This is a genomic window from Pseudobutyrivibrio sp. UC1225 (assembly GCF_900115215.1).
In the GTDB taxonomy this organism is placed as follows: domain Bacteria; phylum Bacillota; class Clostridia; order Lachnospirales; family Lachnospiraceae; genus Pseudobutyrivibrio.
In genome coordinates this window covers 140522-166768 of the sequence record NZ_FOVQ01000006.1, presented here as the reverse complement: position 1 = coordinate 166768, position 26247 = coordinate 140522, and the positions used below count along the sequence as shown (strand labels likewise).

Annotated in this window: 19 protein-coding genes and 1 pseudogene; 17 read left to right on the top strand and 3 right to left on the bottom strand. The window is 32.1% G+C overall.

From position 1 onward, the window contains the following. Positions 1-13 precede the first annotated feature (13 nt). From BMZ41_RS09700 to BMZ41_RS09690, 3 genes are all read right to left on the bottom strand, one after another. The gene (locus BMZ41_RS09700) at positions 14-1333 is read right to left on the bottom strand and encodes a GHKL domain-containing protein (protein WP_090529077.1); all 1320 of its coding nucleotides are present in this window, start codon (positions 1331-1333) and stop codon (positions 14-16) included. Between the two features lie 6 nt (positions 1334-1339). After that, positions 1340-2047: a LytR/AlgR family response regulator transcription factor gene (locus BMZ41_RS09695; RefSeq protein WP_090529075.1), complete on the bottom strand. Its 708-nt coding sequence runs from the start codon at positions 2045-2047 to the stop codon at positions 1340-1342. 94 nt (positions 2048-2141) lie between these two features. After that, entirely contained in the window at positions 2142-2468 is a 327-nt protein-coding gene (locus BMZ41_RS09690) for a helix-turn-helix domain-containing protein (protein ID WP_242942045.1), read from the bottom strand. A gap of 269 nt (positions 2469-2737) precedes the next feature. Here BMZ41_RS09690 and BMZ41_RS09685 point away from each other — a divergent pair, with 269 nt between their 5' ends. From BMZ41_RS09685 to BMZ41_RS09610, 17 genes and pseudogenes are all read left to right on the top strand, one after another. Continuing rightward, the gene (locus tag BMZ41_RS09685) at positions 2738-2884 is read left to right on the top strand and encodes a cyclic lactone autoinducer peptide (protein ID WP_242942044.1); all 147 of its coding nucleotides are present in this window, start codon (positions 2738-2740) and stop codon (positions 2882-2884) included. After that, positions 2884-3459: an accessory gene regulator B family protein gene (locus BMZ41_RS09680; protein WP_090529072.1), complete on the top strand. Its 576-nt coding sequence runs from the start codon at positions 2884-2886 to the stop codon at positions 3457-3459. Before BMZ41_RS09685 ends, BMZ41_RS09680 begins: the two co-directional genes overlap by 1 nt. A gap of 260 nt (positions 3460-3719) precedes the next feature. Next, the gene (locus BMZ41_RS09675) at positions 3720-4547 is read left to right on the top strand and encodes a hypothetical protein (protein ID WP_090529069.1); all 828 of its coding nucleotides are present in this window, start codon (positions 3720-3722) and stop codon (positions 4545-4547) included. A gap of 200 nt (positions 4548-4747) precedes the next feature. After that, positions 4748-5299 (top strand): sigma-70 RNA polymerase sigma factor region 4 domain-containing protein, encoded by a 552-nt coding sequence (locus tag BMZ41_RS09670; RefSeq protein ID WP_090529067.1) that lies wholly within the window; start codon positions 4748-4750, stop codon positions 5297-5299. Beyond that, entirely contained in the window at positions 5289-5738 is a 450-nt protein-coding gene (locus BMZ41_RS09665; RefSeq protein ID WP_177184202.1) for a phage holin family protein, read from the top strand. Before BMZ41_RS09670 ends, BMZ41_RS09665 begins: the two co-directional genes overlap by 11 nt. Before the next feature lie 251 nt (positions 5739-5989). After that, positions 5990-8173, top strand: coding sequence for an AAA family ATPase (locus tag BMZ41_RS09660; protein WP_090529062.1), 2184 nt, complete (start codon positions 5990-5992; stop codon positions 8171-8173). 252 nt (positions 8174-8425) lie between these two features. Beyond that, the gene (locus BMZ41_RS09655) at positions 8426-8665 is read left to right on the top strand and encodes a hypothetical protein (protein WP_090529059.1); all 240 of its coding nucleotides are present in this window, start codon (positions 8426-8428) and stop codon (positions 8663-8665) included. Between the two features lie 323 nt (positions 8666-8988). Then, on the top strand, positions 8989-9513 hold the full coding sequence (locus BMZ41_RS09650; protein ID WP_090529056.1) for an RNA polymerase sigma factor: 525 nt from the start codon (positions 8989-8991) through the stop codon (positions 9511-9513). A gap of 606 nt (positions 9514-10119) precedes the next feature. Further along, positions 10120-10728 carry a PBECR4 domain-containing protein gene (locus BMZ41_RS09645; RefSeq protein ID WP_090529053.1) on the top strand — a complete coding sequence of 203 codons (609 nt, stop codon included), beginning with the start codon at positions 10120-10122 and terminating at the stop codon, positions 10726-10728. 172 nt (positions 10729-10900) lie between these two features. Beyond that, positions 10901-11161, top strand: a pseudogene (locus BMZ41_RS09640) (transposase); the annotation flags it as partial. Between the two features lie 402 nt (positions 11162-11563). Continuing rightward, a complete protein-coding gene (locus BMZ41_RS09635; RefSeq protein WP_090529050.1) occupies positions 11564-11839 on the top strand; it encodes a hypothetical protein in 276 nt (91 codons plus the stop codon). Between the two features lie 71 nt (positions 11840-11910). Then, a complete protein-coding gene (locus BMZ41_RS09630) occupies positions 11911-12642 on the top strand; it encodes a hypothetical protein (RefSeq protein WP_090529047.1) in 732 nt (243 codons plus the stop codon). Positions 12643-12914: 272 nt separating this feature from the next. After that, on the top strand, positions 12915-13076 hold the full coding sequence (locus BMZ41_RS15645; protein ID WP_177184201.1) for a hypothetical protein: 162 nt from the start codon (positions 12915-12917) through the stop codon (positions 13074-13076). A gap of 471 nt (positions 13077-13547) precedes the next feature. Continuing rightward, complete coding sequence (locus BMZ41_RS09625; RefSeq protein ID WP_090529044.1) at positions 13548-17483, top strand: NACHT domain-containing protein; 3936 nt, start codon at positions 13548-13550, stop codon at positions 17481-17483. Positions 17484-17587: 104 nt separating this feature from the next. Next, positions 17588-20311 carry an ATP-dependent DNA helicase gene (locus BMZ41_RS09620; RefSeq protein ID WP_242942043.1) on the top strand — a complete coding sequence of 908 codons (2724 nt, stop codon included), beginning with the start codon at positions 17588-17590 and terminating at the stop codon, positions 20309-20311. 19 nt (positions 20312-20330) lie between these two features. Next, a complete protein-coding gene (locus BMZ41_RS09615; RefSeq protein WP_090529040.1) occupies positions 20331-21371 on the top strand; it encodes an MBL fold metallo-hydrolase in 1041 nt (346 codons plus the stop codon). After that, positions 21355-25260: a serine protease gene (locus BMZ41_RS09610; RefSeq protein WP_090529038.1), complete on the top strand. Its 3906-nt coding sequence runs from the start codon at positions 21355-21357 to the stop codon at positions 25258-25260. Before BMZ41_RS09615 ends, BMZ41_RS09610 begins: the two co-directional genes overlap by 17 nt. Positions 25261-26247: the final 987 nt, after the last annotated feature.

The following is a 26247-nucleotide window of genomic DNA, read 5'->3' as shown; positions in this document are numbered from 1 at the left end:
TAATAAAACAGTTCTATATGTTACACTTATTCGATAAAAAAATAATTGTATGAAAAGTATGAGTACTATCATCATAAAAGCATTTCATACTCCCATCATAGTTGGTTACAAGCTTATTAATACTTTTCAAACCAAATCCATGTAGTTTAGAATCATTTTTCGGGCTTTTTAACATCAAGCCTTCAGGGGAAAAAGGATTATTAGCGCATGAATTCTGAAGAGTAATTGTTGTAAAGCAGGTGTTTTCTTTAATTGATGCTGATAAATCGATAAAGGCATCCACTGTATTTCTGGATGCTTCTATGGCATTTTCGAGCAAGTTGCAGAAAAGTGTTGTGATGCTGTCTTCGGGCAAAAAATCGATACAATGGTTTCTAATATCAAAATTTATTGAAATGTTATAAGACTCTGCTTCTCGTTTATAGTGAGATAGTATTGAATTTAAAAAGGCGTGGTTACATATTTTAACTGGTGTTTTCATAGCTGACGAGTTTATAATATGTTCTAGGTAATTGGATATTTTAGCACTATCACTAGATTCATTTAGAATAGCAATTGCTTGTAGGTGCTTTTTGATATCATGAATAATTATTTTTTGGTTTTCATCTTGTTCTACTAGTTTTTTGTAATATTCTGCTTTATCCTGTTCTCTTAATATTTGTAATTGTAAATCTATAATAGCTTCATTATTTTTTCCGATATATTCATACACTCCATATATAATTAGATTGATTAATAGTATAAAAAAAGCGCTAATAAATAACATTATTGTGAGCATATGTGGAAGGTTGGGATAGAATATTGATATAGAAAAAAATGTAATAAGAATTCCAATAGATAATATTGGAACTAGTGATAAAAATATATTTTCAGTTGATTTTGGGATATTCTTCAGTTTCTTGGTTTTTAATGATTTTGCGATGGTATTAGTTATAAGGAAGTACAACAATTTACTAAGGAGTGAAGCTAATAGAAGAGAGGTGTTATTGGTGTCTTTTTCATAAAACAGATTGTTGGCAATATTAGTGAATATTGCCAACGATAGTACTTCACTGACTAACATTGTTACTGTAATAATAAGAAGATGAAATAATGTATTGGTTGGCGTACTTTTGTATAATAGCAGCATACATATATAATTAGTTATTATAAATGCAGATAAATTTAAATAAGGATTATTAAAAAATGAAATGGAATAAAGTACGATATAGGTAACTGCAATCATACCAGTTACCATTACTTTGGAGTATCTTTTTTCAAATAGAGAATTGCAGTATAGTGCAAGAATAATTGCTTCTGAAAAGTATATAAAGAAAAAGCATAATTCCTTCATTCAAAATTACCTCGTGCTTTCTATGTACATCAAATAAGCTGTTTTAAACTCGGTGTATTTTCGCCGAGTAAGGTAAGCAGTGTGTTGATTGTTGCACATATAGACTAATTGATGATCAAATGAATTTATATGGTGCAAGTTCACAATAAAGCTTCTGTGTGTTTGGTAAAAAGAGGGCTTAGGAAGTGTATCCCTCCAATATTTCATAGGATGTATGGATACTAAATCATTTGTAAGAGTATGGATAGTGACTTTTCTACCTATGGCTTCTACATAGATGATATCCATCGCATTTACAGTATGTACTCCTGTTTTTGATTCTATAACAATTGTTTTAGAAATGGAGGAGTATAGTGACATGGCATCTTTTAGATTCCTAAAAAGTCGATGTTTATCAATGGGTTTTGTTAAATACCTAAAAACATGAAAACGCATTGCATCATCTAGATATTCTATAAAAGAAGTGGTGATGAAAATTATTGTAGATTTGTTATGTTTCATCAATTCATTTCCAACAGAAATGCCATTTAAACCAGGCATTTCTATATCAAGAAATACAATATCCTTTTTTCCTGAATCCTTTAACAAATCATCGCCACGGTAGTAAGATACAATTTCTGGAGTTTGTAACTTATTGCTTTTAAAATATTGGACGAGCAATTTTGATAATTCTGTAATGAAATATTCATCGTCGTCACAAAGAATAATTCTCATATGCTCCACCTCAAAAAGAATATATTAAAATCATACGATAGATTGTTATATTGTACAATAAAAAAATCAATTTTGATTGTTATCAAAATTGATTTTATTCTTCAGGGTTTTGAATTAGTATTTCAATTATTCTATGTACGATATCCATATCTCTTTTGGAGCAAAGCTTTAAATTATCTATTATTTGTTGTGGTGGATTATTAGTGTTCATGGCACCTAAAGTCAATGCGTCAGAGGTCACTTTTAATTCTTCGCAAATACGTATAAATAAATCAAAACTAGGTTTTTCGTGACCATTTTCTATAGCGGACAAGTGATTATTAGATATTCCTAGTTTTTCAGCGAACTCTGATTGAGAAATCTTAAGTTCTTTGCGTCTTTGTTTAATTCTACGCCCCATTAATTTGTAATCAAAATTCAAAACATGCGCCCTCCTACATGGCTAATAATAGCAATTCAAAAGTTTATTTAGAACAATGGTATACAGAAATATTCTGTAGGACATGTAAAGTGGAACGGATAATAGCAGTAGAGTTCGGTGATATTTGAAAAAAAGTAGTAAATTGGGGGGACTTAGACCATTAGCTATTGATTGATGCTGATTGATGTAAATGGTATCGATTTTTTATATAAAATTTTGTATATATGAAACAGATGTGAAATTTAATTTTTATAGAAAGAAGGTATATTTTGGAAAAGAAAAGTAAAAAAAACACTCATAAATTAATTAAGGGAATTATGGATACCGCTCTAAGAATAGAGGCGAATTCTTCCTCTTGTGCGGTATTGTATCAGCCCAAAGAACCTAAAGAAATTCAAAGATTTAAAAGTAAATAATGAAGAGAGTAATACAGCGACTAACAAATAATTTAATTGTAAGAGCTTATATAGAAGAACAAGATAGAGAACTATATGAGTATGCTATTTTTTCAATACTACTACATATAATTCCAGTAATAATTATTTGGATTATTGGTATTTTACTTGGAAAAACTTTTGAGTACCTATTATTTATAATATCGTTTCTGATAATTAGAAAATATTCTGGTGGATATCATGCTGATTCTTTAAGTCATTGTATTGTACAGTCTAGTGTTGTTATTATTACGACTTTATTACTCGTTAGTAATATTAATATAAATAATATTTTTAAGATATTCACTATTGGTGCAGCTATTATGGTATTTATCTTAAGCCCACTAGAAAATGAAAATAAGCCGTTAAGTATAACTGATAGACATTTTTATAGACGGGTTATTGGTATTTTATTATTAATAAATGTATGCTTAGGATATTTTTTTTATGTAATAGGAAATGTAGCTCTATATGCTCATATGTCAGTGGTGATTATTCTTGTATTTTTGCTACAGATTGTTGAAATAATTAAGGGCAATGTGAAAAAGCATAAATAAATGGTTTTTAATTAGACAAAAGGCGTGACGCTAAATAAACTTAGCGTTGCGCCTTTTTTCTAATTAATAAACAAAAATATGAACGATGTACGAAAATACCAAAAAGATATCATTTCTGTCGTTTCATTCGTAAGTAATTGAAAAAAGCAGACTGTTCATATAGATTAATCGAGTTATTAGTTTCACATCACATAAAATTTTATATGGAGAATTAAGAAGTGTTTGTGAAATAAAAAAACTAAATCAAGGAGTATTTATAATTGAAAGATATAAGAACAGTATTACTAATTGCATATATTTTGATATGTTGTAGTGGTTGTTGTAGTAATAATACTATTATAGATAAAATAGATGAAGCAGATCATATAGTGTACGAGATGAATACAGAGAAAATTATTGCAGAAGAATTTGGATGCTTTTGGGCTGCATCAGATGGAAATAATATTATTTACATACAGAATGGTAAATTATTTAAATATGAAATAGACACTGGAACCACCCAATTAGTAACTGATGCAATACTAAATCCATATGATTTGGAAATATGTAATGGTACTATTTTCTCTGTGGAATATAAGGATGGAAGTAATAATGCTAAGATATATAAATATGATAGTTATGCAGATCAGTTCATAGAACTTATTGATTTACCATATAAGACGATACAGCTAATATCGTCTAATCATTATTTGGTAGCTTGTGATATGTCTTCAGGAGTTGGAGAGGAATATCGTGTTTACGATATTACTAATCCTGACAGTCCTAAAGAAATAAGTCAAAAAAAAATAGATATTGTAAAGGAAAATAGAAGCGTTATTGTAGAGGATAATGGCAATATATTTTTCAGAGATATGAAAATATTTGATAATTCCAAATATGGATATGACCAGATAGATATTTGGGGTTATAATAAGGCCTTCATTTATATATCTGGCATAGACGAAAATGGTGTGGAAGACTTTTATAGTATCGAAATAGGTTCTGGTAATGTATGTCTGCTTGGAGATAACATTAAGAAGATAGCAGTATTTGATGCTTGTGCTTTAATAAAAATGAATGACGGTGGAGTTACAATTATTAATCAGTAGAAGTATTTATTTCCGTAGGGTGAAATATTAGATGATTAATGGAAAAATATAAAGATTTACATTGGCTGGAATAAGAACATAAAATTGTAAATAAGTCAGATTAAAGGGTATTGCGCTTGCGCAATATCCTTATTTTTTTGACGGATTTAGTTTACAAATCACATTAATATTTCTTTTTTCTCCATAAAGGAGAAAAAGAAATGGAAAAAATTAGAGACATCGTTGCCAATATTCAAGATGGTGATAAGACGAAATTTGAGATATTGCTTAATAGAATGGAAGGATTAATTGTTAAATATGCAAATCTTTTATATAAGGAGGAATTTGAGGATGCTTATAACGAATTAGCTTTTGCATTATGGCAATCTGCAAATACAATGAATTACCTAGGGGCAGAAGGACAAGTTGTGAATTATCTTTCAACTGCAGTTAAGAGAAAATATTTAGAATTATATAGAAAAAGTGTTAGCCTGCATGATAATGAAGTAAGTGCAGATTATACTGACAATATTTTTTTACTACAGGAATCTGTAGATACCCCTGAGAGAGAGGCTATTATAAATGTTTGGATAAAAGATATATTATGCAATAGTTCTGGAAAGAAGAATAAAATTTATAGGCAAATACTACTTGAAGGTAAGAGCGATGTGGAAATATCAAAGGAAATAGAAGTTTCAAGACAGTATGTACACAGACTACGTATGGAATTGGGGAATAAATATCTGGAGGAAAATGGTAAATATGATGTTTGACAAAATTATTGAAGAAATACAGTTAGAAGCAGGAATTATATCAGGGTTAATTGGACCAGCGTTTTCAATGTTGCTAGTTCTAATGTTTACGGATTATATCTCTGGAATATTAGCCGCACGAACAGAAGCAATAAAGCGACCAAATGATAAAAAAAGTGGGCTCAATAGTCGCAAAGGAGTTATTGGTATATATAAAAAAATAGGGTATGTAATTACAATTTTTGTTTCAATATGTTTAGATTATCTAATAGGTAAATATATAAGAAATCTTGGAGTTAATTATAATGATGATTCCGTTTTAGGGCTTATGGTGACGCTTTGGTTTGATATAAATGAAATAATATCTATCTTCGAAAATATGGGGAGAATGGGAGTTACATTACCAAAAAAAATAAGGAATATTCTAGTTGACTTGAAAAGTAACATGGATGATGAATAGATGTTTTTGGAAAGGTAGAAATTTTGGATGTATTGGGAGGTAGTTATCATTAAATAGAATTGTTTTACTTTATATGGCAGAAAAGTTCTATGATGTGTGAATTTCTAGTAAAAAAGCAATAAAAAACACCAATTATATGTTAATAAGCGTTTTTTATGCATTATATATCGATTTTAGGAGTTCATTATAATATATTTTAAGTAATTGGAATAATTTAAATGAACTGAAAAGTATTATTCGGGGGTAAAAAAATGAATATAGACTTGAGCAATGTAGAAATATTTGATGCTGATAAATTGGAACTAGATAAGAAAATAACATTTATATATGGAAAAAATGGAACAGGGAAATCTACGCTAACAAATGAAATAAAAAAGAAATTGTCATCAGAATATGAGGTCTCTATATTTCAGGGATTTACCAATATTATAGATGAAAATAGACGCCTTAATGCCGTGGTATTAGGAACGGAGAATGCATCAATTAATAAAGAAATAGCTGCCAAAAAGATAGAAATAGATGCATTGAATGGAAAAATAGATAGTATCTGGAGCACCTTGCAACAGCCAGATGACGAAAATACAAATTATTGGTCTAGAAGAAAAGATGCTCAAGATACATATGCAAAAAAAGAAAAACAAATCGAAGATTTTTATACGAGAGCGGCCTCTGAAATAAAGAAAATGAGAAATCCTCAAATTGTGGATGGTTCATATAATAAGAAACTATTTCAAAGAGATATACCTGAAGCAAAGATGCTGGATAGAGAACAGATTGATGAATTAGTTGCTACTATAAAATCTGAAGATAAGGTAGCACCCATTATAGAGTTTCCAGATGTTGATTGCACAAAATTGTATCAAGAAGTTGAAAAAATACTTTCTAAAAGAGTTACGGAAAAGATTAAGATAGAACGCTTAGAAAATAATCCAGATAAAAGAGAGTTTGCAAAACTAGGTTTGAAGATACATTCTCATGATGATGTCTGTGCTTTTTGTGGAAATCCAATTAAGAATGATACATTCGATGAATTGGAAAGGTATTTTTCAGTAAGTGAAGTTAAAAGTTTTCAAAATGAAATAGCTGATAAGCTCAAGGAGATAGAAACGCTAAGCCGTAGTGTAGCTGGCTTGCAAATTGATATTACTAGATTTTATCCATCTTTTCATAATAGGTTAAAAGATATTAAGCAAGAATTGGAAGATAGGAAAAAAGAAATTATTCCATTTTTGACAGCTTTATATAATCACTTAACAGAGAAACAAAAGTATTTGTTTGAGTCAATAGAACTAAAAAGTCTTAGTATTCCAATTGGACTTGAAAATGTTAAATTTAATTATGATGATGTATTGAAAAATAATAATGAAAATGATTTGCTAGAGAAAAAGAAAGAAGCAAGTGAAAAGTTGCGGAAGCATTATGTAAAGATGGCTCTTGATAATTTTGAATATGATGTCGCTTATGCAGAGCTAAATATTGCTAAAGCTGATAAAGAAAAATATGAAAGGGAATTTTTCGATGAGGAACAGAAAATAGAGGGATATGGTGGCTTGAAAGAGCAGATAAATCGTATTCAGAATGATTTACTTGAATTATATAGTCAAACAAAGAATGAGACATTGTTGGCAGAAACAATTAATAAAAAATTAAGCCATATGATTTCATTTGAGTTAGTTCATGTTGATGATGAAGAGTCAAAGGGATTTTACAGGGTGAAAGACACTAGTACTGGTAGAGAGCGAGAAATAACAGAGTTATCTACTGGAGAAAAAAATATCATAGCCTTTCTTTATTTTATTGGAAAATTAGATGAAATAAAAGAAACTAATTTAGATAAGCCTCGTGTAATAGTATTTGATGATCCAATGAATTCAAATGACGATGGAATGCAATATGTTATTATTGAAGAACTACAAAACTTAATGAACAACCTTAGGAAAACCGATAGTTTTGTCCTACTTACTCATAATAAGCATTTTTACTTGAATGTAACATATAATCACAAATATGATAAAGATAGATATTATAGATTTGTTTTTAATGGCTCAAAGACTATTTTTACAAGAATAGAAAACGTAAATGATGATTTTAAAACTAGCTATGAGTCTTTGTGGTGCGATTTAAAACAATTGTTTATGTTAGATGAGGTTTCACCAGATTTATTATTGAATCCGATAAGAAGAATCATCGAAACATATACTAAATTTAATGGTATATCAAAGATTGCTTTTTGCAAAAAAGTTGATGGAGCTTATAAGTTATTTAATGTTAATTCTCATTCAATAGATGATGTTGAAGCTGAATTAAATGGAAAAAATAAGAAAGAAATTATACAAATGCTTTTTGATTGTTTTGAAAGAAATGGAGAAGAGAATCATTTTAAAAAGCATTGGGGAGATGTAGAGGCTTCAGCAGATGGAACCATTCTTTTATAAAAAATAAGAATAATATTATATAAGAATACCCATTATATAATGATATAGAAGAATTATGAAAAAATGTTAACTGCTAAAAAGGTTGGCTGGAATGATATGACAACAACTAAAGGTATTAGATTTAATATATAGGTTTTATATAAACTTAATATTGGAGGTAATACGAAAATCAAGGTGGTTACGGCTACCTTGATTTTTTTATAATATAGGGGAGAACGATAATATTGTTATGAAAATCGGAGGAAATGAGTAATGGGAAAAACCACAAGAACGGAAGATGGTATGGATAACATCTGTAGAAGGAAAAATGTTTATGATATGAATCAGATGGTAGAAAATAAAGTGTATTGTCCATATTGTGGAAAGACTTTATTGCGGATGTTCAATGGTGTTGCGGAGTTGGAATGTTCCAAATGTAAGTCGTTATATAAAATTATAGTTACTGTGGAGGAATACACCATTTTGAGTGTTATTAGTAAGGTAAGAAAATAATTGGGGCCAAATTAATCGAATAGAATGAGTTATTTTTGATAGCAACGAAGTGGTCGTAAGAGCTGCAAGGTTTGCACATGAGTAGCAAGAGTTTGTGGCACGGCTATGAACATCAAAGAGTGTTGAAAGGCGGGGCAAAACAGAAGGAAGTATCTAGAGGTAGATATTCTGTTTTGCTTCGTCTTTTTTAGTTGTTCTTTCGCAGCTCCCTTCTGTGGCTCTGAGAGTACTGAAGGATGTATGAGTGGGAGACCTATGTAGGACGATACCCGTGACCTTTGGATTTTGGAACTTATTAATTTTTCAAAATTCGGAGGTTAAAAATGAATACAAAAAATGAGAATAAGGAATATGAACTTATAAATTTGGAGATTGAATATCCAGGAATACAAGGAGGAGTTAAGTGGGCTGTGATTTCAGATTTATCGGAGGAAGTGATAAAGGAACGATTTGAGGAAGAATTGAAGAAGTACTGGCCATATATTGTGTTACCAGTTGAACAGGGTAATGTAATTAAGGAGTTTCATAGGAATGAGCATAAGCATGATATGCGAGAGAAACGTAATACTATTCCTTCGAGCTACGAGGAAGGTGTTAGCGAAAGCTTATTTTCATTTTTTTCTTGTCTGATGACGGAAGAGGAGGCTATTTATAGTGAAGAGATAGGCAGGATGATAGAAAAGTTAGATTCACTTACGGCAGTCCAGCGAAGAAGGATTAGACTATATTTTTTTGAGGGGCTTACATTTCGAGAAATAGCTGAAATAGAAGGCGTTAGTCAAAAAAATGTTTTTAAGTCTGTTAAGGCTGCTTTAGAAAAAATTAAAAATTTTTCTCATGAGGGGTAAAAAACTTTTGTCTAGGGTATATAAGTGGTAGAAATTTTTATCGAACGTTTGCATGTATACATTTTAATAGTATTCATCATAAGGGTTTATAGCTCTTAAAGCTTCAAAGATGTGTACTACATGATATAGCATCTTATTGTGGAATGGGTGCACTTGTTTAATTTTTGTTTGTGCCTATTTTTAGTACAGCAAAGTGACGAGAGTTGAAATTATTAATCATAATTCTATTACACAAGGAAAATTCAAACACTTGATATTTTAGGATAGAGATACGAAAATGATTGTTGTATTTGACTATATAGTATTTTCTAACATTCTAATGCTATAAATATGATTATTTATATATAGATTTTATAAAATATGTGATACAATAATATACAGTTGTTGGACTAATATATTGTACATTGTACACCGTACTAATAGGGTTGATTTTCTTTGAAAATAGATGTATTATAATAGTAACCAGAGAGGTATGCGATGTGTCGGATTCGTGTACTGAGGTTCTAATGTGAGTTTGGTTCACTTACTCCGAATAGGTGGATTCCGAAAAACAAAGAACCATACTTGAATTTGAAATGCTTCTGACGTTTGTCAGGAGCATTTTTTATGGGAGAAACAATGAATCTGCTTTATGATAAATTGCTTGATTATAAGCAAATAGCAAATTATAGGGTTGAGTATGAATTGGATAATGGCATCAATTTGTCTGTCAAGCTTGAATTATCAGCATTTCCTCATTTGATAGGGCTACATAAGTTGACAGATATGCCTATTATTCGACGTTTTAACGATCCAAATGATAAGGTTGTAAGTGCTAAATATATAACACAGAAAATTAAGCAACAAAAGATTTTGACAGATAGCTCTGTCCGAGCAAGTCAAAAGTTTTGTGATATTGAGGAACGTTATAATAATTTCTCTAAGGATAACTTATTATCATTGTCATATACTGAGGCAATTGTTAATTTTAATCCATCAAAGATAGGATCAACATTAAAGTCGGACTTTATTCTGTTTGAAAGAAAAGGGGCAGGATACAATCATTTATGTATAGCAACAGCTGTTCCATCTGTATATTCAGATTGTTATCCTGAATCATTCTTTTATAGATCAAATGATATGTATATTGCAAATCAGACAATTGTTAAAGTTCGCAAAGTAAAAATATATGATCAGAATGGTAAGATTTACATTGAGGACACGTTGATAAAGTAGTTTAGTAGTAAGGCGGGTTTTGAAACATTTATTTTCCATCCTATTTAGGGGTTACAAAAGGTGTGGTAGGACTGACTACATCCATCATAAATCTAAATTATCATAGAAGTTCCATATTTACAGAGATTTTTCAAAGTATTGAATTCAATCAAGAACAAAATGGACGCCTCCTTTATCTCCGAGCACCTATCAGTCTGGAAAACTGGATTCATGCTATTCACATATGGAGAAAAGAGGCTCAAGGTATTTGCGATATGCACTGTTTAATGCAACTAAACTCGTGTGCATGTATGATCCTAGATTTAGGGCATACTTGAATAAAAAACGGGCTGAGGGTAAGCATTATAACGTTGCAATCTCGCATGCGACCAAAAAACTAGTGAGACTAATCTATGCATTAGAAACATCCGGTCAGCAGTACATCACAGCCTAAAAAATACATATTTGAATTAAGGCAGAGCATCTGAGCAGATGCTCTGATTGCGATGCAATTTTATTGAGATAACGCTTAAAAATAGTCTTGCAAAATTTGTTTATTGAAATTGATTATTTTGCTTGACTCTTAATAGTTAGTCTGACCACATTACGAAAATATTACAATTGGTGTAATGGTATTATAATAATTGCACAATGTAAAAAATGTAAAAATGTAAAAGTTTGAGAATTTACAAAGAGACTGCAGCGTGTTATGATTTTCTTACAGATAAAAAAAGAGGACCTTTGACAGTCCTCTAGCTACGTAAATACGTAACCTCTCAATTGCTATTATGCGTGGATTCGTGAGACTTGTCAAGTGCCTTCTTTTTATCGAGTATATAAAGAAGGGAGAACAAAGATGAAAGTATTGGTCAAAAATCTTAAAGGAACAGCTGACCATTTACCACCAAGTGGATACTCTTCATGGGAAGAGTATTGGACACGTAAAACTGGTCGTAGATTTAGCAATTGTGCATGTTTGAATTGCAATTTTAGAGCTGAAGTTGGCGGTCATGTTAAGAAGGTTAATGGTGGTGCTGAATGGTACATTACACCGCTCTGCTCTAGTTGTAACCATTATACCAACGACGAGCCATTTTATGTTGACAGCGCTGATTTAGTTCCAGCAAGATAGATTTTATGTACGATTTGACAGCCACGCATTGATACTATGTGTGGCTGCTTTTTGTTTACTGGAGATTTTATATGCAAATGATTAAGAATACGTTGAAAAGAATGAATGTCACTCAGAGTGAATTTGCAAATGCTATAGGTGTTTCGCGCCCTACTTTAGATGCATACATAGATCAATTTCAAAAGACTGGCCATATTATTAAAGATGAATACAATCAAATATTTATTAATCTTTTTGCGTCGGCCGAAATATCATATCAAGAATTTCATGAAAAGTTACAGATGGTTGTTTGTGATAAAAAACGAGAAAATAATATAAATACTTGTGCTTTAGATGATAATGCAGAGGAATATATATATCGTGTACAAAAAGCGATGATATCGGACATGTTAGAGGGAGATTGGGATGAAAAAATTTATTATTATATTTTACTCACGATAAGCAACTATAAGAATGACGAAATATTCAGAGAATACGCAAGATATGTTGCAGATTTAAATACTGAATGGCATGAAGAAATTACAAGTACTGATAAGCAATATTATTCATTTTTTCATAAAAATCTAGGAAGTTTATTTAGTAGAAAACCTGAATTTGATCAAAAGGAATTTGATGATTTTTTAAAACAAAAAGAAATACTTCGTAAGCAAAAAGAAGAAAGGAAAGAAACAGTCCGGCAAGAAACGAACAAGGAATTAATGGATAAAATAAAAGAAATACAAAAAAAATATGAAGATATGGGAAAGGAAGCTAGTAAAAATGAAATTATAGATTGTATTGTTGGAAGAGGTATGTATCAATAAAATATACGATGTTTGTTACTGGTGTTGAAACTATCACAATATTGTTATAAATGAACAAAGGAACATTGTGGTCTGACGCCATTACAAAATTATTACATAAGCACCTAATAATCCGGAGGATTTAATAGGTATTCTTTCATTTTTTATAATCATTAATAGGATTGAACGAGTTGATTTTATTTCAATCCAATTATATTATGAAATACCTATCAAAGAGAAAATCAAAAACCCTGTTAGTGAACATTTTCTTTTGGTCATGGAGGCAAGAAAAAGTGGTCTTAGCGATGATGATTGGTGTTGCCAACATGGCATCTGACCATAAATCTTTTATAATTGGACAGTTCGACTTAGTAAGCAAGGATGTGAACTGCCTCAACTATGTCATGATGGAAAACTACTGTCACAGAAACAATATTTTGTTTTACTTGATGTAATTCCTGAAATGCATGGAGCTAAACTAACATTTTCGAATGGAATTGTTACTTTTGTATTATCGCAAGTCATATCTGTCATGAAAGGCAACTAATGATAGATGATATTTTCGATGTAAACGATATTTATATAGTATGCAGATACACCGATATGTGAAAGTCTATCTCTTACTGTTGTACAATTGAAATATAACAACTGCATATAGGTTCTAATAGAAGTGTTTTGTATTTATTCTACGGTAGAAGATACGACAGATTAAAGCTCTAGTATGTGACTCCGATGGATTTTGTTGATAATTGTGGATATATGTGAACAGTATTTGAAGTGAATAATTATCAAATAGTTAAGAACTTTATAGGAAAATGCTTTTAGAGGTAACAGGACTGTTTGTTTTGGACTAAAGGAAATGTAATTGCATAGATAGTCTTACTAAGTATGAAAAACAAATACGAATTATCTTTGGGGGTTAAGGAATGAATCAGATAAACTGGGTTAGTTTTGAATATTATAATCAGGACAGTAGGGGAGTAAAGTTTAAGTTTGAGGATTTATGTCGTCAGCTCTTTCAAAGAGAATTTCTATCAGAGAATCTAAAAAAGACATATCTAAATTCTAATCCTAACAATCCAGGACTGGAAACTGAACCAGTTTATGACGGGAAAACGGATAGGTATGTTGGATTTCAGGCTAAGTATTTTGAGGGGAGCACAAAGTATGATCAAATCTTAAAGTCTGCAAAAGAGATTGTGAAGTATTATGCGGGAAAGATTGATTGTGTATATCTGTTCTGTAATAAATCTTTAAATAATTCAGCTAAAACATTAATAGAGACAAAGAGACTTTTGACGAATGGCAACATAGAAATGGTCATCATTACTGATAGTGCTATTTTAGATTTGGTTCGCAAGAATCCAGACTTGGGTAGATATTACTTTGGAAATCATCATCTTAATTTAGAATGGTTTCGTAATCAAGCTGAGTTACAGTATGAAATTCTTGGTGAAAGGTTTAATCATGAATTTAATGTTGCAACAGCGTATGAGAAGTATATATCTCTTTTCGTTAAAGACAGCGCAGGAATATGTTGTATAAATAATAAGAAAACTGATTTATTGGAGCACATCAAAGATTTGAAATGCAATACCTATGGTCATGAAGCATATTTATCTGCGTTAATTGATGAAGTGAAAAATCTTCGTGACATAGATAATGAGACAATTGAAGAATCTTATGATTGGGAACAGATAGTTAAAGAGAACTTATCGCAATTTACGTCAAGACTAGAAGATGAATTAAAGTTGTTAGAAGAACAACAACGCGATACTCAGAAAATTCAAGCGTTAATAGCGTTGCCTAGTTTTCTGACCGTTAATGATATAGAAAAAGAGCTATTTGAAAAACAGATTTTGATATTGATGGGTGAGGCAGGAATGGGAAAGTCTCAACTACTGGCAAACAAGACAGCTGAGTTATTATCACAAAACAGAGAGGCTTTGCTAGTTCTAGCGGGGCTATTTTATACTAATGATCCCATTAACAGTCAGATAATGGCCAACTTGAATTTGGACTATTCATTTTCTGAATTAATTGATTTATTGGAAGTAATTGGGGAGAAGAATAGTTGTGTTGTTCCTGTTTTTATTGATGCGCTTAATGAAACATGGCATAGAAAACTTTGGCAATCTGGGATATCAAATGTTATTAAGATAATAGAACAAACAAACTGGGTTAAACTAGTAATCAGCTATAGGCCAGAGTACGAGAAAGAATTGCTTCCGACTTCAATTATAAAAAGAATTGACGTAGAAGATATTCCTGTAGTTTATCATAGAGGTTTTATTGAAAACGGTCTTGAGGCGGTGCAGGATTTTTTAAAGTACTACAATATTCCATTTTCCCCAACAGATTATTTTTCATATGAATTGACGAATCCGTTGTTTTTAACATTGTACTGCAAAACATACCAAGACGGAAATGCTAGTTTACCTGTCTTGTACAAAAGATTGATTCGGCAAACAAATCAAAAGCTCATTGGTTCCTGTAAGGAATTTGTAGAAAAAGGTTTTGGAGAAAGTGATGATGTGCTATCACCTTTTGTTATCGAGTACGCTTCAAAAATTGTATCTACAGGGGTACGCAGCTTAACTAAAAGTGAATTGTTAGAATTTAATTATTGGAAAGCGTATGGAGTGACACCTGCGATTTTTATCAGTGCCCTACAACGGGAGCGATTTCTGCATAGTGCACAGACATGGCATGGGGAGGATATATACTTCTTTTCGTATGATCAAATGAATGATTACTATCCCGCAGAATACATTTTCAACAAAACAGGGAAAAACGAATTAAAACCATATTTAGTAGACAATTTCCTTGGGGTAATGGATGGCAAAATTTCTAACCCGCAGAATATCGATGGATTTGTATATATATGTGCATTATATGCAAAGAAATATGGAGAGGAATGTATAGATATCATTGATTTGATTAGTGATGAAAATTCGCGGGTGCAAGTCTTTAGTAAGTATGTGAAATCTCTTCAATGGAGAGAGGATAAGACTGTTGATGCTAAAACTGTAGTTAATCTACTTAAGAGATATAAATGCTACATTAGTGATTTGTTTGAAATGTTAATCGGTAATAGCATAAAGGTTGGAAATCCGCTAAATGCATTGTTTTTACACAAGCTATTGTTAGGATATAATTTGTCAAAGCGCGATAGTATTTGGACAATCTATATTAATGGGATGGAAATCTCGGAAAATAACAAATTAGGCCAGTTAGTGCTTATGTATAACCGAGGTGAAGCTTTAGCGCTAGATGATGAAAGACAGTTAAAATTGTTGCTATTATTATTCGGTTGGATTTTGACTTCTTCAAATAGGCGTCTTAGAGATTACACTTCAAAAGCGTTGGTTGAAATTTTAAAAGACAATTTTTCCCTATGCCAATGGATACTGATGAAATTTGAATCGGTAGATGATCCATATGTTATCTCAAGACTTTATGGAATTGTGTATGGAGTTTGCTATAAAGCTACTGACAGGGAAGGATATAAGGAATTAGCTGAGTATATATATGAAACTATTTTCAATTGTGAAATGGTATATCCTGATATATTGCTTAGAGATTACGCACGTCAGATTATCGAGCTGTTCTTGGAGGAGAATAAAGATTACATTGGTCGAATTGATTGTAGGAAAATCAGACCACCTTATAATTCGATGCCTATACAACAGATTGACTGGATACGCAAAGATTCAGAAGGTAAATGTATCGCTAGGCTATATCATTCTATGTGTTTTGATGGTATGGGATTTTATGGGGATTTTGGCAGATATGTGTATCAGAGAGCAATTCATCGCTTTAAGGGAGTAGATGATAGGATGGTGTTTAATTATTCTATGCATTACATCATCAATGATATAGGATTTTCTGCTGAACTCTTTGAAGAATTTGATGGAAATCTTGAGTATCACAATCGTCATGAAACTATTAAAACAGAACGAATCGGCAAGAAGTATCAATGGATAACAATGTATAATGTCTTGGCAAGGCTGACTGACCACTATCAGATGAAAACTTATTGGGATGATGAGCCTATGGAATACGATGGACCGTGGCAGATTGGTGTTAGGGATTTTGAACCAACTTTAAATGCGCTCAAGCTAAGGCAAATGAAATTACCAGAATTAAATGGATTACCTTCGATACTGATATTGAAAGATGACAAAAACGAGGAATGGGTTTGCTTGAAGACATTTACGCAAATTGATAGTGGCAGTGAAAATCATTTGATACAATGGAAATGGTATTACGCCTTCTTTATGAGCTGTGAGCAAAGAAAGTATTTTGAGAATTGTTTGCAAGAAGGCGAGAGCATAATTAGAACTGACATTACCTGGCATGCTCCTTGCTATGAAGTATTTATAAGAGAATTTCCGAGGGGAGCTAGTAGTTCCGAAGTGATTGGCATTGAGTATGTGGATACGTCTGATATTCATGGATTTGCTGATATAGGTCAGATATGTCATGCCTCGTCAGAAATCCTCTGGGAAGTTGGGTATGATGGGAGTATGGAAGAGAGTATTGGAGTAAAAGTACCATGTAGTGATTTTGTGAAGTTTCATAATTTGAAGATGTATGAGTATGATGGACTGTTGTGTGATGATATAGGTGAAGTGGCAGCGATTGATTTGAGCCTTACTCAGGGTGATAATACAATTGCAGTGAGAAAGGATTTGCTTGATAAATACCTTACAAAGAAAAATTTAGAATTGGTGTGGTTGACAGATGCAGGGGAAGAAATATCTAACAATGATTATACAGTTACAGAAGTTAGCAGATCAGAAGCTGTACTTGTTTACGACGGAAATAAGGTTAAAGGGGAATTTAAACGCGTGAGATAAAGGGGGAGGTTAGTTGGTGTAGGTTTTATTTTGGTAGTGGAGTAGATAAAGGCTGTCGACTTATAGAGCGGATAGCGGTTATTGGATATTAAGGGGGATTAATAGTGGGGACTTCAAATATCGATAAGCAGATATTGGTTATTAACAGAAATATATGCAGGCATATAGCTGAAGCAAATGGTGAAACACGAGGTATGGTTTCTCAAGACATTTTAGCGCAGCTAAGGAATTTTGTAGAGCATATTATGCTTAAAATCTATGCTAGAGGCAATGATATTCCTGATGATTATGACAACATTTGCAAGGCTATAGAATATGTAGAAGCTCAGGGTAAGTACAAGGATATAAGACGCTTTCATGATTTTCTTCAGATTGTTGCATCTCATTATACTATGGATGAGGAAAACTCAGAGCGATTAATGCTCAAATACTATGAGTATTTGTTAAAACTAAGGAAGTTTCTTCATGATAAGTATTCTTTGGAAATACTTGCTAATCTCGAAGATTTTCCAATTGATTTAGATGAAACACTTCAAGAGTATTATGAAAAGATTGCTGTAAAGATAAAAACATATAATGGTGTCAGATATGGTAAATCGGAACGTTACTATATGTTGAAAAAGAAGCCTTTCTTTGTCGAGGGAGAGATATACTACGAAATAACATTTACGCCAGCAAATGATTATGTAAATAAGTCAAACAGAATTATTGCTTTTTCGGAATATGATATTTCGGATGATTATGCCGTAAGACTCACTTGTGTTGAAGATAATATCGAAATACTTGGAATGACAATGCCGGTTTTAATTGTCACAAATTGGTCGGTTTCTATTCGTGATTGTGAGTTTAAGAATTTTATCTCTGTTGTATCTGGTCAGCATAAGGATGCAGGAAAAAGTGAAAAACTAAATCTCTTAAGCTTTTTAACATACACTGGGTTTAATTTGGTTGAGCTTGTATGTTTTTCAGATCAAAAGTATAGAGCGGCAAAAAATACGATTCTTGAGTCAGCTAGAGCATTTCCTTTTATGGATGCGTTAGATAAGAGCCGAGAAATAATCAAAAGAGATAGGCCGGGTGCTAATATTCTTAGATACATTTTGCTGCACATGAATAATGTGTTTATAAAAGATCAAAGAGGTGGCTCAAGTAATAATTATCTTTCGAATCTGTATCTGCAGAATGGATGTATTCCTTTTGATAAAATGCCTTTTATCAGTTTTCCGATGCGACATACATCTCGCTTGTCGGATATTTATAAATGCATACCGGTGAAGAATCATCAGCATGAGTTGTTGGCTAGGTTTGTTCATAACAAGACGGAGATAGAAGGGAAATTATTTACTTCATTGAAGGAATTGGATGGATTTGAAAACATTCCGCAGTTGGTAGATACATATAATGACAAATTATGGCCAGGTCATTTTGAATCAGGAAAGTTGGTTATTGAAAAAGGCCAGATTTTCATTAATGGATACAAGAATGATACGGTAAACATTATTTCTCATTTGAAAGCTTTTACTATTTCAGGGATACAGAATTATTCAAACAAGATGGCTGTCTGGTTACAAGATCCTAATAATGGAGTGGATTGTGACGAGAAGAAAGAAGCTATGTTACACATGTTTGATCAATCATGTGTAGCACTTATTTATGGTTCTGCCGGAACGGGAAAATCAACTTTAATAAACCATCTTTCTCATTATTTTGCAGCTAATTCAAAATTGTTTTTGGCACAAACAAATCCGGCTGTCGATAATCTAAAAAGAAAAGTAACAGCTGCTGATAGTGAGTACATGACAATAGCCAAATTTGTTAAAAGGTCAAATATAAGAACGGAATATGATGTTTTGATTATTGATGAGTGCAGTACAGTTAGCAACAAAGATATGTGGCAAGTATTGCAAAAGACTCAATTCAAAATACTTATTTTGGTCGGGGATACATATCAGATTTCTTCTATAAGATTTGGCAATTGGTTTAGTGTGGCCAAGGCGTTTATACCAGAAACTGCAGTATTTGAATTAACCAAACCTTATAGAACAAACGATACGGGATTATTAACTTTATGGGAAAGAGTACGAGCAATGGATGATAGGATTCTAGAGGCTATTATCCGTAAAGATTACTCCGTAACGTTAGATGCGTCAATTTTCGATGCTGCTGAAGATGATGAGATTATTCTTTGTTTAAACTATGATGGCCTTTATGGCATAAATAACATCAATAGATTCTTACAAGAGAGTAATCCGAATGCGCCAATTGAATGGGGAATTCAACGTTTTAAGGTTGGAGATCCTATTCTTTTTAATGAGAATGAGCGGTTTGGAACCGGAGTATACAATAATATGAAGGGGAAAATAAGAAGTATTGAAATAGTTGATGAAGATGAACCGCAGGAAAGAATTGTTTTTGATGTAGAACTTGAGAAAGTCATCGACGGTATGGACGCTTTCGGAGCTGATTTTATGCTTGTTGATGATGAATATCCTGATGCAGAAAACTCTGTAATCAGATTCTATGTTAATAAGTTAAAGAGTACAGATGAGGATGATGACAATTCAGCATGTGATGTTATTCCATTTCAGGTTGCATATGCAGTTTCAATTCATAAAGCTCAAGGCTTGGAATATAGTTCAGTAAAGATTGTTATTACAGATGAGGTTGATGAATTAATAACTCACAACATTTTTTATACTGCTATAACAAGGGCACAAAAGAAACTTAAAATTTATTGGACTCCTGAGGTTGAGAAAAAGGTACTTTCAACAATAAAACCTAAGGATATCAATAAAGATATTAATATTTTGAAGCAGTATGGGCTATAAAAAGAGGTGGATATTGTAAGTGAAGTTAAAAATGTTACCAGCACTAGCTGGTGATTGTCTTGAAATCAAATTTGATGGTTGTACTCCGGGGATGGTAATTATCGATGGAGGAATGGGAAAAGAATGCAGATACATTTTGAAAAATGATGTTTGTGATTGGAAAGACAAGAATGGACCGGTTGACTTAGCTATTTTGACGCATATGGATAATGATCATATTAGCGGCTTTTTATCACTTATTAAGGATGAGAAAATTAATGATGAATATTTATCCGAGATGTGGTTTAACTACGGAGAGAAAATAGAAAGATCTGTGTCGAATGAGAAGAAGCGATTATATGTCGAGGATAATTCGTGCCTTACTTCGTGTAAGCAAGGAAAAGAACTTTATGAGTATTTAAAGATTAAGAATATACCACTAGTGGCACCGATTATTTCAGGGATGAAGAAACAGGCTGATCAATGGTGTTTGGAAGTAATATCACCAAGCGAAGAGTGCCTGGATGAATTTTTGTCTTCTGATGAGTATCAAGTTATAGAAGATGAAGTCGCTGACTTGAAAACAGCTGCAAGAAAAAATGATTATGGGTATTCTGTAGAGGATTTATTAAAGAGAACTTTTGATGAATCTTCAGTAACTAAGGCTAATGCGAGTAGCGTTGCCGTTTTGGTCTCAGATAATAATCATAGTATTTTATGTTTGGGTGATGCAAAATCATCTGAAGTTGAGCGCGAATTGAGAAGAAGAGGATATTGCGAGAATACCCCCTTACATGTAGATTTTGTCAAGGTCTCACATCATGGAAGTTCTCATAGCACTAGCGGTTCATTGATTAGAATTTTGGATTGCAGGAATTATTTGATTTCGACTAATTGGAAGGGATTGCCTACGAAGGAATGCCTGGCGCGTATAGTAGAAAATGCATTGGAACCGGTAACTTTTTATTGTAATTATGAACCATATACTGAGATATTCACTAGTGACGAATATCAAAAATACGGTATGCAGTTTAAAAATATAGGAAACATGGAGATTGATGTAAGTGGAGAATCATTATAATCCTTTAATGAATTATGGGGTTAAAATTACATATTGTGATAATTACGGTTCTGGAGTTGCGTTTAGAACTAATGATAAGATAATCGTCTTAACTGCGTATCATATTATCAATGAGGAGTCTTTTTCAAGCGAAGATTTATTTATAAATATAATTGACAAAGGACATGAGAAGAAAATTGATTTTAAAGTAATAAAAAGCTCATTTGATATAGAGAATGATTTGGCAGCGTTAATAATAGAATCTCAATTTATATTTTCGGAATTGAGATTGGTTTATCCGTTTATAGAACAAAGGGTTAAGATGTACGGATTTCCTCATGTTCTGCAAGATTCCAAGGATACTCATTCATATATGCTAGAAGGGAAAGTTAATGATATTCTTCCAGGCAAACTGTTTGTGACTCTTAATGAGAAGCTCGGCTCAATTGATATCTGCGAAAAAGAAACGGTGGATGGCTATTCTGGTAGTGGTGTTTATCAGATAAATGGAAAAAATGTAAAATTATGCGGTATTGAAACAAATGTTTTGAATAAGAGTGTATCTTACAATGCTGTGTGTGGCGCATCGGTTGATGTTATTATTTCACTTTTAGTTAAACTTGGCGTAGATGAAGATGTATTAGTACAGAATGATGTTATATCAGATATTGTTAAAAACTCTGATTTGTACATGAGCCATTTAGTAACAATAGATGTTTTGGGATCCAAGAAGGTTTCGCTAGAAAAACTTCAAAATGAATATCGAGAAGGAATTAGTGCTAGACCTGAGCATATTAGAAAAAGACTAGATGTAATAAGGAATAAGTGGATAGAACAAGTTGAAATTAACTTTGAAAAATCGAATATCGTCTTAATAAGAGGTGCTTCAGGTCAAGGAAAAACTAGTTTAGCATATCGATACTTGCTAGAACGGTATGCTGAGGAGCAGATTATATGTATTCAGAAGCTGACTAATGAAAATTCGATATGGGCAATACTTAATTTCCTCAAAAGAGAATTAGAGGATAGAGAATATGTACTGTATTATGATGTTCAGCCTGGTGATACATTTTGGGGAATAATCTTAAATGCTATTTCCATGCATCTCCCGGATGCTCGTTTATTAGTTACTATACGTGAAGATGATTATAATTCAAGTAATATTAGTCGTGGAAGTGTCAGCTATGAAGAAATATCGCTGGAACTATATGAAGACGAGGCAAGAGAAATCTATTCTCAATACGAACAGAATACTTTTATTTCATTTGACAATCTTTGGAAAACATTTGGTAATGGAGGACCATTGCTAGAGTTTATTTATTTGATTAATCATTCAATGACATTAGAAGCGAAAATAAATAATCAAATAACACGGATTGGCAGTGAAATTGATGAAAGAGAGTGGTTTAATGTATTAGCGGTTATCGCAATTGCTGGTCAGTATGACTTATCTATAAAACTAGATGTGCTGTTTGAAAAAATTAAGTTAAAAAATGCTAGCAAGTTACTTCAGCAATTTGAAAAAGAGTTTTTTGTAAAAATCTCAGACAATGGAGAAAGAATAAAGTGTCTTCACTCTGTTAGGGCTCATTTGATAATAAAGTGTTTAGAGGGAAAATTTGGTTTTAATTATTTGCAAGCATTGCTTTTGACTTTGTCTGTTATCGATAATAGTACAATATATTTGTTATTGGAATACTTCAGTAAAAATAAAGTAAGTGAAGAGGTTGTTGACGAGTTTTCTAATATATCATTTGAGGACATATCTGTTGTTGAGGATATTCTTAGAGGTCTGCTGTGGCTTTCTATAACAGATTACTTGTCGGTAAATAAAAAGGTAATTGAAGAAGGAAATCGTATTTTTACAAATAATTATGTGATGATTGCCTTATGCGATATTACTGGATTTTTCGATACTCGGCAAACAACGAGCGACTTACTTAAAATTTATGATAAAAAAAGACCTGGGATAATTGATGAAGTTAACTCATTGATTAATAGGCAAACAACGAGATTCCTAGAGTATGAATATCCAAAAAGATTTTTAGAAAATATCGCAAATTCTATCATTGAATTTGTAGAAAAGAAGACCGTAAATACTCGTAGCTTAGGTTACATTTTATTTTGGGCAAATAAACTAGGTGTATCAATTAGTATCAGTTCGGAAATTGATGTCAAGGAACCAAAGGATTATATGGGATTATTAGGACTTGTAAAAGGACTTATATCTCAAGGATTATACTCAAAGGCCGACGAAATAAAGAATAAATATGAAAAGACATTATTAAGTGATGCTAATATTGTTTCTCTATATATAAAAGATAATGAAATCTTTGCAGAGGTAGTTCCAAATTATTATCCTGAATCTAAAGCAAATAGAGCTATAAAGGATTTTGGATACAATGAAAAATGTATGTATGCAATTAATATGCTTTCATGTTTGTATCCTCAATTGGAAAGGTATAATGTAACTCTTTTAGGGACTAAAATTTTAGATATTAATATTCCAGACACTGAAAAACACATTCCTAAAGAAAATTTGCCTGATAAGTGGATTACAGAATTGAATGGTATATGCCATAGAATGCAGGAGTATGAGAATTCTCTCGATGATTGGAAAGATGTTTTTGATAATATCAATTCCTATCGAAATAAGATTATAGATTTGTTTGAAGAATTGTTACGTCAATTGGGAAAATTCTACCGAAAAGGAACCTTTGATCCAAAGCAAATCAACCAAATACAAGCGGAGCTAAATAAAGGTAGAGATTTTAGTATTCCTAAGTGTGCTAGAGATAAATTTGGAATTAGTAATGATGCAGATAATCTGAAAGTCAGTAGCCTGAAAGAGAGTGCAGATGAAAATGAACAAAGCGAAACACTAGGAAAAGCCGATAGCGATAGACTGTGGATTGGAGATGCTTGTAATAAGTTTTTCAGTGGTGTTAATAATTATATAAATGGGTTATACAGTATGATGGAGGGACTTGCAAATAATAAGGATCCTAAAGAGTATTGTAGACTTCAATTTTTTAATATAGTTTCGTCGTACGAATTGTACTATCAGTTTTTGGAGGCAAATAAAAGCTTTTTTGCTGCTTATGATTGTGAGGTTAATGAGGAAAAAGAACTAATTGTCCTCGAAAAAATTGTTGCTCTGACAAAGTGGATTTACTTGAATGGTTATCGTCATGAAAATAATATTGTATATGACGCATACGAATCTTTTAAGAAGAATAAGCAATCCATTGATGATTATTTGAAGAAAGAGATAGGTGATTATACAGAAGTCCAAGAAATAGAGTTTATAGAAGAAACTATTGTTCTTCATGTTAATATGAGTGAGAGCGATATATTAATAGAAAAAATATACTATGAAGTGCAAAAATTAGTAGGCAATTGTGGTACTATTTCTGCAGAAAGAGGATATTTATTCAATAGAATTAGAAAAATATGTTTTGCTATTTCTGATGATAAATACAAAGATTTTCTATTTATTAATATTCCAATTAATAGTTTTACGTTGGCAAAAGATGTTGAACAGTTACATAAATATGTAATCGGCGCAGATAGGCAAAACACTATTGTGCCACCTGCATATATGGAAAATGGAGCCATAGCAAGTGTTATCTATATAGCTAGTCAATTGGTTCAGATAAATGAGGCATTATTTGTTACCTCAAAGTATTCCATACCGGAAACTATTGATTCGATAAACAAAATGCTCAAACTAGAATTAGATGAGATTGGAAAGACGATAAAAGAATTCCCTGATTATGCAGAATTGTATCAAGATATTATGATGATACGTTCTCTAAACCTAATTACGATAGATGGCAGTGAATATAAAAAAAATATTGACATGTTGGAAAAGTTTATATTGAAATATGAAGATTCAATAGGTACTTAGGTAAGTGCTTCTAAAATGAGCTTAACAGTGCATTTTTGTATAAATACCTGAATATTTCTTTTATCGGCATACTTAGGTACCTTTCCTCTTTTTACATTTTTTATAATTACATAAGAGAGTGTAACTAATTCTCATTTCTGAGGAATCTTAAGGGCACTTCATCAGCTGTAGAATCCGATTCATTTTTGCTTACCTTCTCATAAGGAATAATATATGAGTTAGTTGTTAAGATAGCAGAATGAGTGCAGGCAGCTAGCAAGAGTTTGTGGAACGGCTATGAACATCAAAGAGTGTTGAAAGGCGGGGCAAAATAGTATCTAGAAAGAGATATTCTGTTTTGCTTCGTCTTTTTTGTGTGCCTCTTTCTTCTAGTTCGGTGGGTGGAGATGCATGGGCGGGAGACTTATGTATGGATATATCCACGACTTTAGAATTTTTGAACATCCCAATCTATAAATGCTAATCTGAAACTGAGCCTACGAGGGCTCACTTTCAGATTTACAATCATATTTAGGAGTTTCATAGGAATGAGCATAAGCATGATATGTGTGTGACTCGAAATAGTATTTATACTGGATATCAGGAAGGCATTAGTGAAAGTGTATTTTCATTTTATTCTAGCCTAATGACTGAAGAGGATGCAGTTTATAGTGAAGAGATAGGAAGATTAAAGGAAGCGATAGATTCGCTTACAGCAGTTCAACAAAGAAGAATCAGACTTTATTTTTTGAGGGTCTTACATTGCGAGAAATAGCTGAAAGAGAAGGTGTTAGTTATAAGAATGTATTTAAGTCTGTTACGTCTACTCTAGAAAAAATAAAAAATTTTTCAAAATAGGGGTAACAAAAACTCTTTCCCAGTGCATATAAGTGAAAGACATTTTTGTCGGACATTTGCACATTGACAACTTAATAGCATTCATCAGGTACGTTCCTGTATACCGGAGCCTCATAGGTTCGCCTTGCGCGATATAGCCTCACTGGAAAA

Coding starts and splice junctions, on each gene's coding strand:
- BMZ41_RS09700 (WP_090529077.1), bottom strand. CDS start 1,333: ATGAAGGAATTATGCTTTTTCTTTATATACTTTTCAGAAGCAATTATT.
- BMZ41_RS09695 (WP_090529075.1), bottom strand. CDS start 2,047: ATGAGAATTATTCTTTGTGACGACGATGAATATTTCATTACAGAATTA.
- BMZ41_RS09680 (WP_090529072.1), top strand. CDS start 2,884: ATGAAGAGAGTAATACAGCGACTAACAAATAATTTAATTGTAAGAGCT.
- BMZ41_RS09670 (WP_090529067.1), top strand. CDS start 4,748: ATGGAAAAAATTAGAGACATCGTTGCCAATATTCAAGATGGTGATAAG.
- BMZ41_RS09665 (WP_177184202.1), top strand. CDS start 5,289: ATGATGTTTGACAAAATTATTGAAGAAATACAGTTAGAAGCAGGAATT.
- BMZ41_RS09660 (WP_090529062.1), top strand. CDS start 5,990: ATGAATATAGACTTGAGCAATGTAGAAATATTTGATGCTGATAAATTG.
- BMZ41_RS09655 (WP_090529059.1), top strand. CDS start 8,426: ATGGGAAAAACCACAAGAACGGAAGATGGTATGGATAACATCTGTAGA.
- BMZ41_RS09650 (WP_090529056.1), top strand. CDS start 8,989: ATGAATACAAAAAATGAGAATAAGGAATATGAACTTATAAATTTGGAG.
- BMZ41_RS09645 (WP_090529053.1), top strand. CDS start 10,120: ATGGGAGAAACAATGAATCTGCTTTATGATAAATTGCTTGATTATAAG.
- BMZ41_RS09635 (WP_090529050.1), top strand. CDS start 11,564: ATGAAAGTATTGGTCAAAAATCTTAAAGGAACAGCTGACCATTTACCA.
- BMZ41_RS09630 (WP_090529047.1), top strand. CDS start 11,911: ATGCAAATGATTAAGAATACGTTGAAAAGAATGAATGTCACTCAGAGT.
- BMZ41_RS09625 (WP_090529044.1), top strand. CDS start 13,548: ATGAATCAGATAAACTGGGTTAGTTTTGAATATTATAATCAGGACAGT.